The sequence below is a fragment of the Streptomyces sp. NPDC030995 genome (assembly GCF_055571215.1).
Window position 1 is genome coordinate 1 of record NZ_JBVIFS010000017.1, and the last position, 16,480, is coordinate 16,480.

Below are 16,480 nucleotides of genomic sequence, written 5' to 3' on the forward strand. Positions count from 1 at the left end.
CCCGTACTACGCGGCCGAGCGCGGCCTGGTCGACGACGTCATCGACCCTGCCGAGACCCGCGAAGTCCTCGTGGCCGCCCTCGCGATGCTCCGCAACAAGCACGCCGATCTGCCGTCCCGCAAGCACGGCAACCCGCCGCAGTAACCGCGAAGGAGACCTGCCACCCCATGACCAACGCCACTGACACCCTGCTGCGCGTCGAGAAGGGCAACGCCGAGCCCGAGGAGCTGGCCGCGATCACCGCGATCCTGCTCGCCCGCGCCGCCGCCACCCCCGAGGAGACCTCGGCCCGTACGCCCCGCCAGGCCGGCTGGCGCCGCCTGGAGCGCACCCCGGGCTTCCGCGCCCCGCACAGCTGGCAGGGCTGAGTTCCCGAGCCCCCGAAGGCCCCGCACCCATCCAGGGTGCGGGGCCTTCTGCCGTGCCGTGCCGTACCGCGGCGCGCGGGCGTCCGCGGGCCGCGTCCGCAGGCGCCGCCCATGGCGAAGGCCCCCGCGTCGTGTGACGCAGGGGCCTGTCGAATGCGAACGGCTGCTGCTACCGCAGGCGCGCCATGAGGGCGTGCTCCACGAGCGTGATGAGGGCGCTCTTGGCGTCCGCGCGGTGGCGGGCGTCGGTGGTGATGATGGGGGCGTCCGGGCCGATCTGCAGGGCCTCGCGGACTTCCTCCGGGGTGTACGGCTGGTGCCCGTCGAAGCCGTTGAGGGCGATGACGAACGGCAGGCCGCTGTTCTCGAAGTAGTCGACGGCGGGGAAGCAGTCGGCGAGACGGCGGGTGTCGACGAGCACGACGGCGCCGATGGCGCCGCGGACCAGGTCGTCCCACATGAACCAGAAGCGGTCCTGGCCCGGGGTACCGAAGAGGTACAGGATCAGGTCCTGGTCCAGGGTGATGCGGCCGAAGTCCATGGCGACCGTGGTGGTCGTCTTGTCACCGGTGTGGGTGAGGTCGTCGATGCCCGCGCTCGCGGACGTCATGACGGCTTCGGTGCGCAGCGGGTTGATCTCGGAGACCGCGCCCACGAACGTGGTCTTGCCCACGCCGAAGCCGCCCGCCACCACGATCTTCGCGGAGGTGGTGGAGCGGGCGGGAGCCGCTCCGCCGTTAGAGCTTGCGAAGTCCACTGAGCACCCTTTCGAGCAGTGTCACATCTGGCTGGCCACCGGCAGACTCGTCGCCGCCGGGCTGGTGAATGGCGACAAGGCCCGCCTCCGCCAGGTCGGCGACGAGGATGCGGGCGACACCAAGAGGAATGGAGAGAAGTGCCGAGATCTCCGCGACGGATTTGATCTCCTGGCACAGGCGGCAGATGCGCTGGTGCTCGGGCAACTGCCCTTGCAGGCGCGCGGGATCGGCCGTGGTACTGACCAGCGCCTCGATGGCGAGCTGGTAGCGCGGCCGAGTACGGCCGCCGGTCATCGCGTACGGGCGCACCAGCGGGTTGTGGGCCTTCGGAGCCGGCTGCCGGGCAGCGCGCGGAGGCTGCTGCGGCGGCATGTGCGGCTGCTGGGGCTGCTGGGGCTGGCCGTACGGCTGCTGCTGCTGGTAGGGGTTCTGCTCCGGCACCGGCCGGCTGGGCGCGGAGGGGAAGTTGAAGCGGTTCTGGTCGTGCCCACCCTGCGGCTGCTGCGCGCCGCCATAAGGATGTCCTCCGGGTGTTGTCACGTTTCCTCCTCCGACTCCAAGTACGCAGTACTCCCTGTGGAACCGCGCCACCGCACCCTATGGTGCGATGGCGCGAAACGCACTGCCTGTCTGCTAGTTGAGAAGACTTCCTTGCAGCTCGGCGCGCAGGTCCGGGGTGAGGACACTGCCCGCGCGATCCACCAGAAGAGCCATCTCGTAACCGACGAGGCCGATGTCGCACTCGGGGTGCGCGAGCACCGCGAGGGAGGAGCCGTCCGAGACGGACATGAGGAAGAGGAATCCCCGGTCCATCTCGACGACGGTCTGGTTGACGGCGCCGCCCTCGAAGATGCGGGAGGCTCCGGCGGTCAGCGAGGTCAGACCGGAGGCCACGGCCGCCAGCTGGTCAGCGCGGTCACGCGGGAATCCGTCGGACATCGCCAGAAGGAGTCCGTCGGCGGAGACCACCACCGTGTGGGACACCCCTGGGGTGTTGTCCACGAAGTTGGTGATCAACCAGTTCAGGTTCTGTGCCGCCTGGCTCATCGGGCTCACACTAACGCTCCTGGTCATAGCTGTTACTTGACTGCTCAGAACCCGCGCTGCGTCCCTGCTGGACACCGCGCCGCAGGTTGCTCAACCTGCCGCGGACGTCCTCCGGAGCGCGGGAGACCTGGGGGCCGCCCTGCGGGGTCGTCTCCGCCGCACCCTCGACCAGGTTGGCCTTGGGCACGCGCCGAGGGAGACCGGACGGGGTGACCCCGCCGGCCTTCGGCTCACGGAGTTTGGCGGCCTGCTGCCAGCGCTCGTCGTTGCCCGAGCGCCAGGCGGTGCTGCCTTCCTTCTCCTGCTTCGGAGCCTCGGGCTGCTGCTGACGCGGCGACCGCTGCTCGAAGAGGGATCCGGTGGACTCCGCTTCCTGCTGTGCCGGCTGCCACTGCTGCTGGCTGCCGCGGCGCGGCAGGCCCGCTCCGGTCATCACGTGACCGGTGTCGGCGGCGGCGCCCGGACGGTCGAAGCCTACGCGCTCCGGGGCCGGTTCGGGGACGGCCCGGGATTCCGATTCGGTCCCGTAATCCTGCTGGTAGCCAGCCGGATACGTGTTCTGCTCGGGCCACTCGGCCTGTTCCGACCGGGCCCCGTAGCCGTTGTCGTAGCCCTGGGTGCCGGGCTGCTGGTCCGGGTAGCCGTCTTCCGTATAGGCGTAGTCCTGCTGCGGGTACGCCTCGTACCCCTGCTGCGCCTGCTGGGCCTCGTACGAGCTGTCGTAGCCCTGCTCGGGCTGCTGCTCGTAGCCCTGGTACGGCTGGTACCCGTGTTCAGGCTGAGGTTCCGGATAGTCCTGCCCCTGGAACTCCTGCTGCTCCTGCGGGTAGCCGACCTGGGCCTCCAGAGCGGCCCGCCGCTCCTCGCGCACGAGGGACCGGCCGACCGGGTCGAGACCGCGGCCGTCGGCGCCCTGCTCGTCGTAGCGGGAGTCGTCGAAGCCGAGTTCGGCGGCCGTGCGCAGCGGGGCCGCTAGCTGGGCCTGCTGCTCCGGGATGATCTGGGAGACCGTGAAGTCGTCCTCCGGGATGCCCTCGCCACCGCCACCGTGGGTGATGGCGTCGGGAAGCATGACCAGCGAGGTGGTACCGGCGGCCTCGCCCGAGGGGCGCAGCTGGACGCGGATGCTGTGGCGGTCCGCCAGCCGGCCGACCACGAACAGACCCATGCGCTGCGAGATCGCGGCGTCCACGGTCGGCGGGTTGGCGAGCTTGTGGTTGATGTCCGCGAAGTCCTCGGCGGTGAGGCCGATGCCCTTGTCGTGGATCTCGACCATCACGCGGCCGTCGGGCAGACGCGTGGCGTTGACGCGGACCTTGGTCTGCGGGGAGGAGAACGTGGTGGCGTTCTCCAGGAGCTCGGCCAGCAGGTGCACGAGGTCGGTCACGGCCTGGCCGTGGATCTCGGCGTCGGAGACGCCGGAGAGCTCGATGCGCTCGTACTGCTCCACCTCGGAGGAGGCGGCGCGCAGCACGTCGACGAGGGGGACCGGCTGGTCCCAGCGGCGGCCCGGGTTCTCACCCGCGAGGATGAGGAGGTTCTCGCCGTTGCGGCGCATGCGGGTGGCCAGGTGGTCCAGGCGGAAGAGGTTCTCCAGCTGGTCCGGGTCCGCCTCGTTGTTCTCCAGGTCGGTGATGAGGGTCAGCTGGCCCTCGATCAGCGACTGGTTGCGCATGGAGAGGTTCGTGAAGATCGCGTTGACGTTCCCTCGCAGGAGCGCCTGCTCGGCCGCGAGCCGTACCGCTTCCCGGTGGACCTGGTCGAAGGCGCGGGCGACCTCGCCGATCTCGTCCTGGGAGTCGATCGGGATCGGGTGGACACGGGTGTCCACCTTGCCCGGGTCGGTGCGCGAGAGCTGGTCGACGAGCATCGGCAGGCGCTGCTCGGCGATGTCGAAGGCGGCGGAGCGCAGGCGGCGCATCGCGCGGCCCATCTGGCGGGCCATGAGACCGGCCAGGATGAAGGCGGCCAGCAGGGACACGACCACGATGGCGCCGTTGGTGATGGCCTCGTTGCGGGCCTCGTCGGAGACCGCGACGGCGTCCTTGACGGCCTTGTCGAGGAGTTCCTTCTCGACCTCGTCGTAGCCGTCGAACTTCGCGGTGGCGGCGGCCTGCCAGGCCAGCGACGTGGTGCCGTTCTCGGCCAGCTTCTTCTTGGTCTCGCCGCTGGCTATCGCCTCGGTCATGCCGGTGAGCACCGAGTTGTTGGGCCCTCCGGTGGGCGGAGTCTTGAAGACGGTGCCGCTCTGCTCGGCCTGGCGCTTGGCCTCGGCGAGCTTGACGGCGCCTTCCTTGGACTTCTCGCCCATGACCTGCTTGAGGCGCTCCACGTCCTCCTCGGTGCCGGCCGCGACGTACTCGCCGATGGCGATTTCCTCGAGGTAGGCGTACGAGGAGAAGGCGACGAGCTGGCTCTTGCGGATCTCCTCGTTCGTGCTCGGGCGGACCAGCAGGTGGGTGCCGACGGAGCGCTGGAGCGAGTTGGCCGCCTTGGCCAGCTGGATCGCGTAGACCATGCGGCCGTACGAGGTCACGTTGCCGGTGCCGAGGCCGAGCTCGTTGGCGAACTGCATGAGGTAGTGCTGGACCGCGACGTAGCCCTCTTCGGTCGGGATCGGGCCCGGCGCGTTGGGGAGGTTCTTCTTCGGGGTCTCGATCGCGGCGACGTAGGCCGTGTCACGGACCTTCGTGAGCTTGGGCTCTTCCGCGCGGAAGAGGTCCAGGCGCCGCTCCAGGCCCTGGTTCTTCGGCATGTCCTGGACGGCCTTGTCGAACTTCACCTTGGCCGCGTCGGTCACCCCGCGGACCTTGGTGACGGTCTCGCTCTTGGTGTCGCCGGCCAGCAGCGGTTCGGCGGTGAGGTCGCGCTCGTTGAGCAGCGCCTGGCTGTACTCCGAGGCGGCCTGGACGACCCTGGCTATCTGCTCGGCGTCCTTGGCCTCGTTCCAGGTGTCGATCGAGCCCTTCACCTGGAAGCCGCCCATGACCAGCCCGACGAGGGCGGGCACGAGCAGGATGGCGTTCAGCTTGGTCGGCACGCGCCAGTTGCGGGGGGCGAACCTGCTGGCGCTCCCACTGCTCGCCGGCGGTTCCACGGGCACGTCGACGGGCGACGCGGCCGCTCGCGGCGGCGGGGTGAAGTTGCCGCGCGCGGGTTCATCCGCGGGGCTTGCGTTGCTTCGCCTCACTCGACCAACAACCTCTCGGCGGTGCTACTAGCTAGTTCGTTGAATTCCAGCACGGTTAACGGCCGTGTTCCAAACAGTTGAAATCGGCCATTCACAGAACCTTATGCCCCACATAAATCGGACATAAAGAGCGTCCTGCGGCAAAAATGGGGGCAGTTGTGAGCGCAGCGGTACCAACCGAACGCACCCCGTTGCCAAGTGGCGCCAATTCTCTGTCGAAACGTTATGAACGACAGGGGCGGGCCGTGTCGTAGGACACAGCCCGCCCCTCCCGTGCGGCAGTTGAAACCGTGTTACTTGAGCCGCGCCATGAGGGCGTGCTCCACGAGCGTGATGAGCGCGCTCTTGGCGTCCGCGCGGTGGCGGGCGTCGGTGGTGATGATGGGAGCGCCGGGGCCGATCTGCAAGGCTTCGCGGACTTCCTCCGGGGTGTACGGCTGGTGCCCCTCGAAGCCGTTGAGGGCCACGACGAACGGCAGGCCGCTGTTCTCGAAGTAGTCGACGGCGGGGAAGCAGTCGGCGAGACGGCGGGTGTCGACGAGCACGATCGCACCGATCGCGCCGCGGACCAGGTCGTCCCACATGAACCAGAAGCGGTCCTGGCCCGGCGTACCGAAGAGGTACAGGATCAGGTCCTGGTCCAGGGTGATGCGGCCGAAGTCCATGGCGACCGTGGTGGTCGTCTTGTCACCGGTGTGCGTGAGGTCGTCGATGCCCGCGCTCGCGGACGTCATGACGGCTTCGGTGCGCAGCGGGTTGATCTCGGACACGGCTCCGACGAACGTGGTCTTGCCCACGCCGAAACCGCCCGCCACCACGATCTTCGCGGAGGTGGTGGAGCGGGCGGGAGCCGCTCCGCTAGATGTTCCGAAGGCCACTGAGCACCCTTTCGAGCAGCGTTACATCCGGCGTGCCGCCGGCCTCTCCATTGCCCGGCTGGTGGATGGCCACCATTCCGGCCTCCGCCAGGTCGGCGACGAGGATCCGGGCGACACCGAGCGGCATCGACAGCAGTGCGGAGACCTCGGCGACCGACTTGACCTCGCGGCACAAGGTGCAGATGCGCTGGTGCTCGGGGAGCAGGCCGGACAGGTGCATCGGATCGGCGGTGGTGCTGACCAGGGCCTCGATGGCGAGCTGGTAGCGGGGCCGGGTCCGGCCGCCGGTCATCGCGTAAGGACGCACCAGCGGCTGGTCGCCTTCCGAGTACGAATCTCCGTACGAGTCGGGATAGGCGGGGGGCGGGGTCATTGATCCTCCGGGCTGGACAGCAGTGGTCAGCGTGCCGTCTGACGGGGCGGCCGGTGGGGGGGACTGTATGACGGCCTGGCGGGGGTACTGGATTCCGGGGGCGGGGCCCCGGTCTCCCGGCCGGCAGTACCGTCCGGCCGGGAGGGGGGAAGTCAGCCGAGCAGGCTGCCCTGCAGTTCGGCGCGCAGGTCCGGGGTGAGGACACTGCCCGCGCGATCCACCAGAAGAGCCATCTCGTAACCCACGAGGCCGATGTCGCACTCGGGGTGCGCCAGTACGGCCAGCGAGGAGCCGTCCGAGACGGACATGAGGAAGAGGAATCCCCGGTCCATCTCGACGACGGTCTGGTTGACGGCGCCCCCCTCGAAGATGCGGGAGGCTCCGGCGGTCAGCGAAGTCAGACCGGAGGCCACGGCCGCCAGCTGGTCGGCGCGGTCACGCGGAAAACCTTCGGACATCGCCAGAAGGAGTCCGTCGGCGGAGACCACCACCGTGTGGGACACCCCTGGGGTGTTGTCCACGAAGTTGGTGATCAACCAGTTCAGGTTCTGTGCCGCCTGGCTCATCGAACTCAACTATCGCTCCTGCTGGTAAGTGGGGTCGATGTGGTAACTGCCGGTCGCCGGGCCGTTGTTGCCGGCCTGACGGCCCTGCTGGATACCGCGTCGGAGGTTGGTCAGACGGCCGCGGACGTCGTCCGGCGCCCGCGAGACCTGCGGACCCGCCTGCGCCTCGGACTGCTGCTGCGCGGTGCCGGCCACGAGGTTCGCCCGCGGGACCCGGCGGGGCAGCCCCGAGGTCGTGATGCCGCCGGCGGCGGGCTGGCGCACGCGCTCGGCCTGCCGCATCAGCTCGTCGTTCGGCGAGGACCGCCAGCTGACGGTCGGCGTGCTGCCGGTCGCCGCCGCGGCGGGCTCGGCCGCGTGCCCCTGGCCGCGCTGCGGCAGTGGCTGCTGCTGCGGAGCGGGGGCCGGGGCGGACTGCTGCGGCTGCTGGGGCACCGCCGGTCCCTGCGCGGGGGGCTGCTGCCCCTCCTCGCGGAACCAGTTCGACTCCAGCGTGTCGAAGATCGGGCTGCGGCCGTCGCCGGAGCTCTGCGCCGGGGGCAGCGCCTCCGGCCGGTGGGCCTGCGGCAGTCGCGGGGTCTCGGGGCGCGAAGGCGGTACGGGTGCGTACTCGCCGCCGGGCTGCTGAGCCTGCGGCTGCTGCGGGGCCTGCTGGGGCCGGGCGAAACCGCCGACACCGGGGCCGCCGGGGCGCTGGGGCTGACCGGTGGGCTGGTAGCCGGCCGGGCGCTCGAACTGGCCGGTGGCGGACGGGTTCAGGGGGCCGCGCACGTCCGGACGCTCGAACTGTCCGGTCGTGCTGTTGCCGCCGTCGCCCTGGGGCATCGGGGCGTTGAAGTCCGGGCGGGCGAACTCGGCCGTCGAGCCGGGGCCCGACAGCTCGTCGTGGCCGCGGGCCTGGTCCGCGCCCCAGCTGGTGGTCTGCGGGCCGGGAAGCTCCGGACGCGGGGCGCCACCGCGCGGCGGCAGCTGCGGCCGGGGGCCGCTCGGAGCCGGAGCCCCGGGAGCGGGCGACTGCTGCTGGACCGGCTGCTGCTGGGGCTGCTGGGGCTGCTGAGGCCGCTCGAAGCCGTTGCCCTGCGGGTAACCGGACGGGCCGGACGCCGAAGGCGACGACACGGGACGGGCCTGCGGGCCACCGCCGAATCCACCACCGGCGACCGGACCACGGGCCGGCAGCGGCGCACCGCCGCCGAAGGCACCCTGGCCCTGTCCCGCGGTGGTCGGACCCTGCTGCGGGCGGGCACCGGGAGCACCGGGGCCGCCCTGCTGCGGAGGCCGCCCGCCCTGCGGGCCCTGCGGACGCTGCGGGCCGGCGGCGCCGTCGCGCCCCGGCAGGGCGGCACGCTGGGCGCCTCCGGCGACCTGACCGCGCTGCGGGGCCGCGCCCACGCCCGGACGGGCGCCCGTACCGGGTACGGAAGCCTGGGCGCCGGGAGCGCCCTGGGCGCCACCGGGGCCGCCCTGACCACCCTGGCCCGGCATCGGGCCCGGCTTCTTGCCGCCCTGGGCGACGTCCACCGGAAGCATGACGAGGGCCGTCGTACCGCCCGAGTCGGACGGGCGCAGCTGGATGCGGATGCCGTGTCGCAGGGACAGGCGGCCGACCACGAACAGGCCCATGCGGCGGGAGACGGAGACGTCCACGGTCGGCGGCGACGCGAGCCGCTCGTTGATCGCGGCGAGGTCCTCGGGGGAGAGGCCGATACCGGTGTCGTGGATCTCGACGAGCACCCGGCCGTCGGGCAGCGCGTGACCCGTGACCTTGACCTTGGTCTGCGGGGAGGAGAACGAGGTGGCGTTCTCCAGCAGCTCGGCGAGGACGTGCACGAGGTCGTTGACGACGCGGCCGGCGACGTCGGTGCCGGGCACCGAGGCCAGCTCGACGCGCTCGTACTGCTCCACCTCGGAGGCGGCGGCACGGAGCACGTCGACGAGCGGGACGGGGCGCGTCCACCGGCGGCCCGGCTCCTCGCCCGCGAGGACGAGGAGGTTTTCGCCGTTACGGCGCATACGGGTCGCGAGGTGGTCGAGCTTGAAGAGCGAGGACAGCTGGTCCGGGTCGGCCTCGCGCGACTCCAGCTCGGAGATGAGCGAGAGCTGACGCTGGATGAGGCCCTGCGAGCGGCGCGAGAGGTTGGTGAACATCGCGTTGACGTTGCCTCGCAGGAGGGCCTGCTCGGCGGCGAGGCGGACGGCCTCGCGGTGCACGTCGTCGAATGCCGCGGCCACCTGGCCGATCTCGTCGCGGGTGTGCACGCCGACCGACTCCACGGACGTGTCCACGTCCTGCGGGTCGGACTCGGACAGCTGCTTGACGAGCTCGGGGAGGCGGTCCTGGGCGACGCGCGTCGCGGTGTCCTGCAGGCGGCGCAGCGAGCGGATCATCGAGCGGGCCATGACGAAGGCGCCGACGAGGGAGACACCGAGGACGAGGAGGATCAGGGCACCGTTGATGATGGCGTCCTGCTGGGCCTCGTTCTTGAGCTCGCGGGCCTTCTGCTCCATCTCCTCGAGCAGGGTCAGCTCGATGACCTTCATCGCCTGGAGCTTGGTGCCGTCCGCGTCGTACCAGTCCAGCCAGGACCGGTTCTTCTCGCGGAGGAAGGCGTCCGGGCTGGCCAGGACGCGCTTCGCGTAGTGGTCGGCGCTGGAGATCTCGGAGTTGCTGTCGCCGAGGCCCGCGAGGAGGTCCTCGGTGCGGCCCTGGTAGACGAGCTCGAAGGTCGTCTTCGCCTGGACCTCGCCCTTCTGCGCGGAGAGGGCGTAGAGCCGGTCGTTCTCCTTCAGCTCACCCTGCCTCTCCGAGGTGTCGGGGAGCGAGGCGGCGATGATCGCGCGCTGGATGGAGGCGTACTCCTTGGCGGCGGAGAACGCGGCCAGGGCACGCGTACGCTTGATCATCTCCGGGTTGGAGGTGGCCTGCGCCATGTCCTGGGAGAGGGAGAGCAGCGAGACGATGAGCGAGTTGTACTCGCTGACGGTCTGCTGGGCGCCGTTGGCGTACGCCTTGCTGCGGATCGTCTCGATGTTGGTGAGCTGGCGGCCGATCTGCAGGACGTTGTTGCGGATCGACTTGAGGGTGTCGTCCTTGTCCCCGGTGCTGTCGACCTTGTCGGTCGCGGCGGCGAAGGCCTTGGCCGCGGTGTCGGTCTGCTGGCGGATGCCGTCGACACTGCTGGTGCTCTTGCCCTTGGAGAGCGAGAGCGGACCCGCCGACATGTCCCGCTCCTCCTGGAGCATGGCGGCCAGGTTGGTGGCCTGCCGGGTCATGGTCGTCAGCAGCTGCATGTGCTCCAGCTGCGCGATGTCGTTGAGCGAGTCGTTGATGCGGAAGCCACCGAGCGTGGTGGCGGCGACGACCGGCAGGGTCAGCAGCGACACCAGTCGCGTGCTGATGCGCCAGTTCTGCATGGCGAGACGGGAACCGGGCCCACTGGGGGCCTTCGGTATCGCCACGTCCTGCTCGGCCGGCCCGGCCTTGGCGGACTTCCCGCGGCCCTTCGCCTTCACCGGGGCACCGGCGTCGGGGCCCGCGCCTTCGACAGCCGGCCCGCGGTTCTGGGCGTGCTGGGGCGAGGAGCCTCGGTCGGTCCCGCCGCGCGGGTCCTGCTCCGCCGCGGCTTCCCCACGGCCCTGGCGGGCCTGGGGAGACCCCTTGCCATCCCTCTTGAATCGTCCCTGCACTAGCGTCGCAACCTCTGGACCAGGCGTCCCTCCGGGCGACCGGTGGGACGGTGTCGAGTCGTGGGGCACGTGCGGCCCCATGGTGGTCGTCGGTGACCGGCGCGTCTCCCTCTCTGTGCCGCCGCGCTCGGCGCTGAGTCGCGCCACCTGCGCGCCGGCTGATTCCCGCGGCGGTCCCGCGAATTCCAGCACAGTGGAGGATCTCCAACAAGGTGCGCGTGTCGGCCCGGAGAGTCGGTGACGGCTCGTGACGGACAGGCTACGCGACGTGCGACCGCATTCGGTAGAAACCGGACTTACGCCACCCAAACAGCATGGCTGTCAAGGTGTCCCAGTCGAGATGATCAGGAGCGGAATGGCGCATTCAGTGGCGCAATGTCCGTTTCGGCAGGTGAAATTGACTGTCCATTATGTCGGTTATGTCTGGTCACAGGTGAGCAAACTCACATAGCCGTGGCCATTACTTCCCGGTTCGGCGGGGGATTCAGATGTTTAGCCTTACCCCTTAAAGGGTTGGCGCCAGGGTTGGTGCATGCGACAGCCGACACTCACAGATCGAACCGAGGACCCCGAACTCCGATGAAGACGACGATGATGTTCCGCAACATAGCCAACCCCCGCCGCACCACCCTCGCGCACCTCAAGGACGCCGAGGAGCTGCAGGCGGCCCCGGCCACCCCGGAACACTCCGTCGACCTGCCGACGCAGACCGCCAACCCGCGGCGCACCGTCCTGATGGACGCGCCGGTCGCCGTCGCCGCGCAGTAGCCGCGGCGCCACGGAACGCGAAGCCGCCCTGCCCGCCGCGTTAGCCTGGGTCAGCAGACTCCAGCCAGCGGACAGACAGAGGGGCAGACGCAACACGTGCGCATCGCCAGGTTCTCGATCGACGGCAACGTCGCGTTCGGCGCGGTCGAGGGCAGCACAGCCCCCGGCGACGAAGCGACGCTCGTGCTCGACATCATCAAGGGCATCCCGTTCGCGGACTTCGAGCTCTCGGGCACGAAGGTCCCGCTGAGCAAGGTCCGGCTGCTCCCGCCCGTGCTCCCGAACAAGGTCGTGGCCATCGGCCGCAACTACGCGGAGCACGCGGCGGAGCTCGGCAACGCCATCTTTGACGATCAAGGCCGTCCCGAGGCCCCCATCACCTTCTTCAAGCCCTCCACCTCGGTGGTCGGCCCGGGCGACCCGATCACGTACCCCTCCTTCTCCCAGGACCTCCACCACGAGGCGGAGCTCGCCGTGGTCATCGGCCGCATGTGCCGAGAGGTCCCCAGGGAGCGGGTCAAGGACGTCATCCTCGGCTACACCTGCGCCAACGACGTCACGGCACGCGACGTCCAGCAGCGGGAGAAGCAGTGGGCCCGGGCCAAGGGCTTCGACAGCTCCTGCCCCCTCGGCCCCTGGATCGAGACCGACCTGGACCCGAGCGACCTGACCATCCAGTGCACGGTCAATGGCGAACAGCGCCAGCTCGGCCGCACCAGTGACATGGTCCGCTCCATCGAGGACCTGATCGTCCACATCACCGAGGCCATGACGCTGCTCCCGGGCGACGTCATCCTCACGGGGACCCCGGCCGGAGTCGGCCCCCTCAACGTCGGCGACGAGGTCGCCGTCACCATCGAAGGCATCGGCACTCTCACCAACAAGGTGATCAAGCGTGGCTAACGCGAACGTCCGCGTACGTTTCTGTCCCTCCCCGACCGGCAACCCCCACGTGGGCCTGGTCCGGACCGCCCTCTTCAACTGGGCGTTCGCCCGCCACCACGGCGGTACGTTCGTCTTCCGCATCGAGGACACCGACGCGGCCCGCGACTCCGAGGAGTCGTACGACCAGCTGCTCGCCTCGCTGCGCTGGCTGGGCTTCACCTGGGACGAGGGCCCCGAGGTCGGCGGCCCGCACGCCCCGTACCGCCAGTCCGAGCGCATGGACATCTACGCGGACGTCGCCCAGCGGCTGCGCGACGGCGGTTACGCGTACGACTGCTACTGCTCGACCGAGGAGCTGGACGCGCGCCGCGCAGCTGCCCGCGCGGCCGGCAAGCCCTCCGGCTACGACGGCCACTGCCGCGAGCTGACCCAGGTCCAGCTGGAGGCGTTCCAAGGCGAGCACCGCCCCTCGATCGTGCGCTTCCGGATGCCCGACGAGCCGATCACCTTCACCGACCTGGTCCGCGGCGAGCTGACCTTCACCCCGGAGAACGTGCCGGACTTCGGCATCCTGCGGGCCAACGGCGCCCCCCTGTACACGCTGGTCAACCCGGTCGACGACGCGCTGATGCAGATCACGCACGTGCTGCGCGGCGAGGACCTGCTGTCCTCCACCCCGCGCCAGATCGCGCTCTACAAGGCGTTGATGGAGCTCGGCGTCGCCACCGGCATCCCGCAGTTCGGCCACCTGCCGTACGTGATGGGCGAGGGCAACAAGAAGCTCTCCAAGCGCGACCCCGAGGCCTCGCTCAACCTGTACCGCGAGCGCGGCTTCCTCCCCGAGGGCCTGCTGAACTACCTCTCGCTGCTCGGCTGGTCCTTCTCCAAGGACCAGGACGTCTTCTCGATCGAGGAGATGGTGTCGAAGTTCGACATCGACGGCGTCAACGCCAACCCGGCGCGCTTCGACCTGAAGAAGGCCGAGTCGATCAACGGCGACCACATCCGCCTGCTCGACCCGAAGGCCTTCGCGGACGCCTGCGCCCCGTGGCTCCAGGCCCCGCACGCCAACTGGGCGCCCGAGGACTTCGACGCCGAGGCCTGGGCGCGCATCGCCCCGTACGCCCAGACCCGCGTGACCGTCCTGTCGGACATCACCGCGAACGTGGACTTCCTCTTCCTCAAGGAGCCCGTCGAGGACCAGGCGTCCTGGGACAAGGCGATGAAGGGCGAGCCCGCGGCCCTGCTGACCACGGCGCGGGAGAACCTCTCCACCGCCGACTGGTCGGACCCCGAGTCCCTCAAGCAGGCCGTCCTGACCGCCGGCGAGGCCCACGGCCTCAAGCTCGGCAAGGCCCAGGCCCCGGTCCGCGTGGCCGTCACCGGCCGCACGGTCGGCCTGCCGCTCTTCGAGTCCCTGGAGATCCTGGGCAAGGAGCGGTCGCTGGCCCGCATCGACGCGGCCCTGGCCAAGCTCGCCGCGTAGCCCCACCCGTACTGTCCCGCAGGGGGCGGCGGCCGGACATCCGGCCGCCGCCCCCTGCGGCGTTCGCGGCGCCCGCGTTGTGATCTTTCTTTCCCGTCCGCCCACCGGGGACCGGCGCCCGGCGTAGGCTCGGCCCCATGCCGATCCGCGCCGTGCTGTGGGACATCGACGACACCCTCTTCGACTACACGGGGGCCGACGCTGCCGGGCTCGCGCGGCAGCTGGACGCCGAACGGCTCGCGGACCGGTACGGGACCCCCGCGCAGGCGCTCGCGCTGTGGCGGGAGATCACCGACCGGCACTGGGCGCGCTTCGCCGCCGGCGAGGGCACCTTCCAGGGGCAGCGGCGCGACCGGGTGCGGGAGTTCCTGGAGCAGCCCGCGATGACCGCGGACGAGGCCGACGCCTGGTTCGATCAGTACGTCGAGCACTACAAGGCCGCCTGGACGCTCTTCCCCGACGTGGTGCCCGTACTGGACGCCCTCGCCGCGGACTACCGGCACGGGGTGCTCTCCAACTCCTCCACCGCCAACCAGGACCCCAAACTGCGCGACCTCGGGCTGCGCGACCGCTTCGAGGTGCTGGTCTGCGCCGTCGAACTCGGGGTCAGCAAGCCCGAGGCGGGGGCCTTCCTCGCGGCGTGCGAGGCGCTCGGGCTGCCGCCGGGCGAGGTGGCGTACGTGGGGGACCAGCCCGAGATCGACGCGCGCGGGGCACGCGACGCCGGGCTGCTCGCGATCTGGCTCGACCGCGACGGCGGCCGCGGGCCCGGGCCGGACGGCGCGCACCGGATCGAGGGCCTGGGCCGCCTCCCGGAGCTGCTGGCACGGGATACCCGTTTTGGAGCACGGTCAGGCATCCGGTAATGTTCTTTCTGCGCCGCCGGAGCGGGCCGAAAGGCCGGACGGAGGCGCCACCCAAAGAAAAAGCCCCGCAAGGGGTTGACTTTTGGTGGGGTATAGTGTAATTGGCAACACGAGGGTTTCTGGTTCCCTTATTCTAGGTTCGAGTCCTGGTACCCCAGCGCAGTGCAGCAGTAACGCAGTGCTTTGCCCCCGTTGTGTAGCGGCCTAGCACGCCGCCCTCTCAAGGCGGTAGCGCCGGTTCGAATCCGGTCGGGGGTACAGATCCTTCCCGCGAGATCTCCAGGGTCGCACCCGGACATTTTGATGCAGGATCGCTAGGGCCCCCGTTGTGTAGCGGCCTAGCACGCCGCCCTCTCAAGGCGGTAGCGCCGGTTCGAATCCGGTCGGGGGTACTGTTGGTCTGGTCTAGACCACTTTGGGCTATAGTGTAATTGGCAACACGAGGGTTTCTGGTTCCCTTATTCTAGGTTCGAGTCCTGGTAGCCCAGCGCAGTAACAGCAGCACCAGCTAGCCCCCGTTGTGTAGCGGCCTAGCACGCCGCCCTCTCAAGGCGGTAGCGCCGGTTCGAATCCGGTCGGGGGTACGCATCGAAGAGGCCCTCCGCGTTCATCGCGGAGGGCCTCTTCGCTTTGCCCCGCCAGTGACGCAAGTACGGGCCCGGAGGCGCGTGTTCGGACGTGTGCGGCGTCGTACGCGCCCCCGGGCCCGGGGGATGGACGGGGGAGGCCTTCAGGCCGGGAGGGGTGGGTCAGCCGGTGCGGCGCAGCGCCTCCGTGAGGCGTGCGGCCGCGTCGATGACGGCCTGGGCGTGCATCCGGCCCGGGTGGCGGGTCAGCCGCTCGATCGGCCCGGAGACCGACACGGAGGCCACCACGCGGTTCGACGGCCCGCGCACCGGCGCCGAGACGGAGGCCACGCCGGGCTCCCGCTCGCCGATCGACTGGGCCCAGCCGCGACGCCGTACGCCCGAGAGTGCCGTCGCCGTGAAGCGCGCGCCCTGAAGGCCGCGGTGGAGCCGCTCGGGCTCCTCCCAGGCCATCAGGATCTGCGCGGCCGAGCCGGCCTTCATCGGGAGCGTCGAGCCCACCGGGACGGTGTCCCGCAGGCCCGACAGCCGCTCCGCGGCCGCCACGCAGATGCGCATGTCTCCCTGACGGCGGTAGAGCTGCGCGCTCTCGCCCGTCACGTCACGGAGGTGGGTGAGTACCGGTCCCGCCGTGGCCAGCAGGCGGTCCTCGCCGGCCGCGGCGGCGAGCTCCGCCAGCCGCGGTCCGAGGATGAACCGGCCCTGCATGTCCCTCGCCACCATCCGGTGGTGTTCCAGTGCCACGGCCAGGCGATGTGCCGTGGGTCGTGCGAGCCCTGTCGCCGCGACCAGCCCGGCGAGGGTGGCCGGACCGGACTCCAGTGCGCTCAATACCAGAGCTGCCTTGTCGAGAACGCCGACGCCGCTAGAGTTGTCCATGAAACGATATTCGCGTCTCACACTGTGAAACGCAAGTTCAATTTTTCCAAGAACCAGCGAGTCTGTATGTGCGGGTCCACGAACCACTGGGTCCGAGCCGTCGTCCAGGACGTGGGGTACGGGCGATCAGGCGCACAAGAT

General features: G+C 70.2%; 15 protein-coding genes and 5 tRNA genes. 11 read left to right on the forward strand and 9 right to left on the reverse strand.

The window, feature by feature from the left end; all coding sequences use genetic code 11:
- Together ACZ45T_RS23930 and ACZ45T_RS23935 are read left to right on the forward strand one after the other, a co-directional pair.
- A partial coding sequence (locus ACZ45T_RS23930; protein WP_468444774.1) for a carboxyl transferase domain-containing protein occupies positions 1–145 on the forward strand: 145 nt, incomplete at its 5' end.
- 23 nt (positions 146–168) lie between these two features.
- Positions 169–369 (forward strand): acyl-CoA carboxylase subunit epsilon, encoded by a 201-nt coding sequence (locus ACZ45T_RS23935; RefSeq protein ID WP_468444519.1) that lies wholly within the window; start codon positions 169–171, stop codon positions 367–369.
- A gap of 169 nt (positions 370–538) precedes the next feature.
- Here ACZ45T_RS23935 and ACZ45T_RS23940 read toward each other — a convergent pair whose 3' ends face one another.
- The 8 genes from ACZ45T_RS23940 to ACZ45T_RS23975 all read right to left on the reverse strand — a co-directional run bounded on the left by ACZ45T_RS23940 (position 539) and on the right by ACZ45T_RS23975 (position 10,868).
- Positions 539–1,126: a GTP-binding protein gene (locus ACZ45T_RS23940; protein ID WP_073911148.1), complete on the reverse strand. Its 588-nt coding sequence runs from the start codon at positions 1,124–1,126 to the stop codon at positions 539–541.
- The gene (locus ACZ45T_RS23945; protein ID WP_468444521.1) at positions 1,107–1,667 is read right to left on the reverse strand and encodes a DUF742 domain-containing protein; all 561 of its coding nucleotides are present in this window, start codon (positions 1,665–1,667) and stop codon (positions 1,107–1,109) included. The genes ACZ45T_RS23940 and ACZ45T_RS23945 overlap by 20 nt, the downstream gene beginning before the upstream one ends.
- A 93-nt stretch (positions 1,668–1,760) precedes the next feature.
- Positions 1,761–2,174 (reverse strand): roadblock/LC7 domain-containing protein, encoded by a 414-nt coding sequence (locus tag ACZ45T_RS23950; protein WP_030037347.1) that lies wholly within the window; start codon positions 2,172–2,174, stop codon positions 1,761–1,763.
- A gap of 10 nt (positions 2,175–2,184) precedes the next feature.
- Entirely contained in the window at positions 2,185–5,364 is a 3,180-nt protein-coding gene (locus ACZ45T_RS23955; protein ID WP_468444523.1) for a sensor histidine kinase, read from the reverse strand.
- A gap of 293 nt (positions 5,365–5,657) precedes the next feature.
- Complete coding sequence (locus ACZ45T_RS23960) at positions 5,658–6,242, reverse strand: GTP-binding protein (RefSeq protein ID WP_266605322.1); 585 nt, start codon at positions 6,240–6,242, stop codon at positions 5,658–5,660.
- Positions 6,223–6,615, reverse strand: coding sequence for a DUF742 domain-containing protein (locus ACZ45T_RS23965; RefSeq protein WP_468444525.1), 393 nt, complete (start codon positions 6,613–6,615; stop codon positions 6,223–6,225). Before ACZ45T_RS23965 ends, ACZ45T_RS23960 begins: the two co-directional genes overlap by 20 nt.
- 152 nt (positions 6,616–6,767) lie before the next feature.
- Positions 6,768–7,181, reverse strand: a complete 414-nt coding sequence (locus tag ACZ45T_RS23970) for a roadblock/LC7 domain-containing protein (protein WP_030708442.1) — start codon at positions 7,179–7,181, stop codon at positions 6,768–6,770.
- Positions 7,182–7,190: 9 nt separating this feature from the next.
- Positions 7,191–10,868: a sensor histidine kinase gene (locus ACZ45T_RS23975; RefSeq protein WP_468444527.1), complete on the reverse strand. Its 3,678-nt coding sequence runs from the start codon at positions 10,866–10,868 to the stop codon at positions 7,191–7,193.
- Positions 10,869–11,447: 579 nt separating this feature from the next.
- Between ACZ45T_RS23975 and ACZ45T_RS23980 the strand changes: the two genes are divergently transcribed.
- From ACZ45T_RS23980 to ACZ45T_RS24020, 9 genes are all read left to right on the forward strand, one after another.
- On the forward strand, positions 11,448–11,636 hold the full coding sequence (locus ACZ45T_RS23980; protein WP_468444529.1) for a hypothetical protein: 189 nt from the start codon (positions 11,448–11,450) through the stop codon (positions 11,634–11,636).
- Between the two features lie 96 nt (positions 11,637–11,732).
- The gene (locus ACZ45T_RS23985; protein WP_468444531.1) at positions 11,733–12,539 is read left to right on the forward strand and encodes a fumarylacetoacetate hydrolase family protein; all 807 of its coding nucleotides are present in this window, start codon (positions 11,733–11,735) and stop codon (positions 12,537–12,539) included.
- The gene (gltX, locus tag ACZ45T_RS23990; RefSeq protein ID WP_468444533.1) at positions 12,532–14,007 is read left to right on the forward strand and encodes a glutamate--tRNA ligase; all 1,476 of its coding nucleotides are present in this window, start codon (positions 12,532–12,534) and stop codon (positions 14,005–14,007) included. The genes ACZ45T_RS23985 and gltX overlap by 8 nt, the downstream gene beginning before the upstream one ends.
- Positions 14,008–14,144: 137 nt before the next feature.
- Positions 14,145–14,873, forward strand: coding sequence for an HAD family hydrolase (locus tag ACZ45T_RS23995; protein WP_468444535.1), 729 nt, complete (start codon positions 14,145–14,147; stop codon positions 14,871–14,873).
- Between the two features lie 86 nt (positions 14,874–14,959).
- Positions 14,960–15,031: transfer RNA gene (locus ACZ45T_RS24000), tRNA-Gln, on the forward strand.
- A 27-nt stretch (positions 15,032–15,058) separates the two neighbouring features.
- Positions 15,059–15,131: transfer RNA gene (locus tag ACZ45T_RS24005), tRNA-Glu, on the forward strand.
- Between the two features lie 61 nt (positions 15,132–15,192).
- Positions 15,193–15,265: transfer RNA gene (locus ACZ45T_RS24010), tRNA-Glu, on the forward strand.
- Positions 15,266–15,289: 24 nt separating this feature from the next.
- Positions 15,290–15,361 (forward strand) — tRNA-Gln (locus ACZ45T_RS24015).
- Between the two features lie 23 nt (positions 15,362–15,384).
- A tRNA-Glu gene (locus ACZ45T_RS24020) sits at positions 15,385–15,457 on the forward strand.
- Between the two features lie 165 nt (positions 15,458–15,622).
- Here ACZ45T_RS24020 and ndgR read toward each other — a convergent pair.
- Positions 15,623–16,339, reverse strand: a complete 717-nt coding sequence (gene ndgR, locus ACZ45T_RS24025; RefSeq protein ID WP_150517662.1) for an IclR family transcriptional regulator NdgR — start codon at positions 16,337–16,339, stop codon at positions 15,623–15,625.
- Positions 16,340–16,480: the final 141 nt, after the last annotated feature.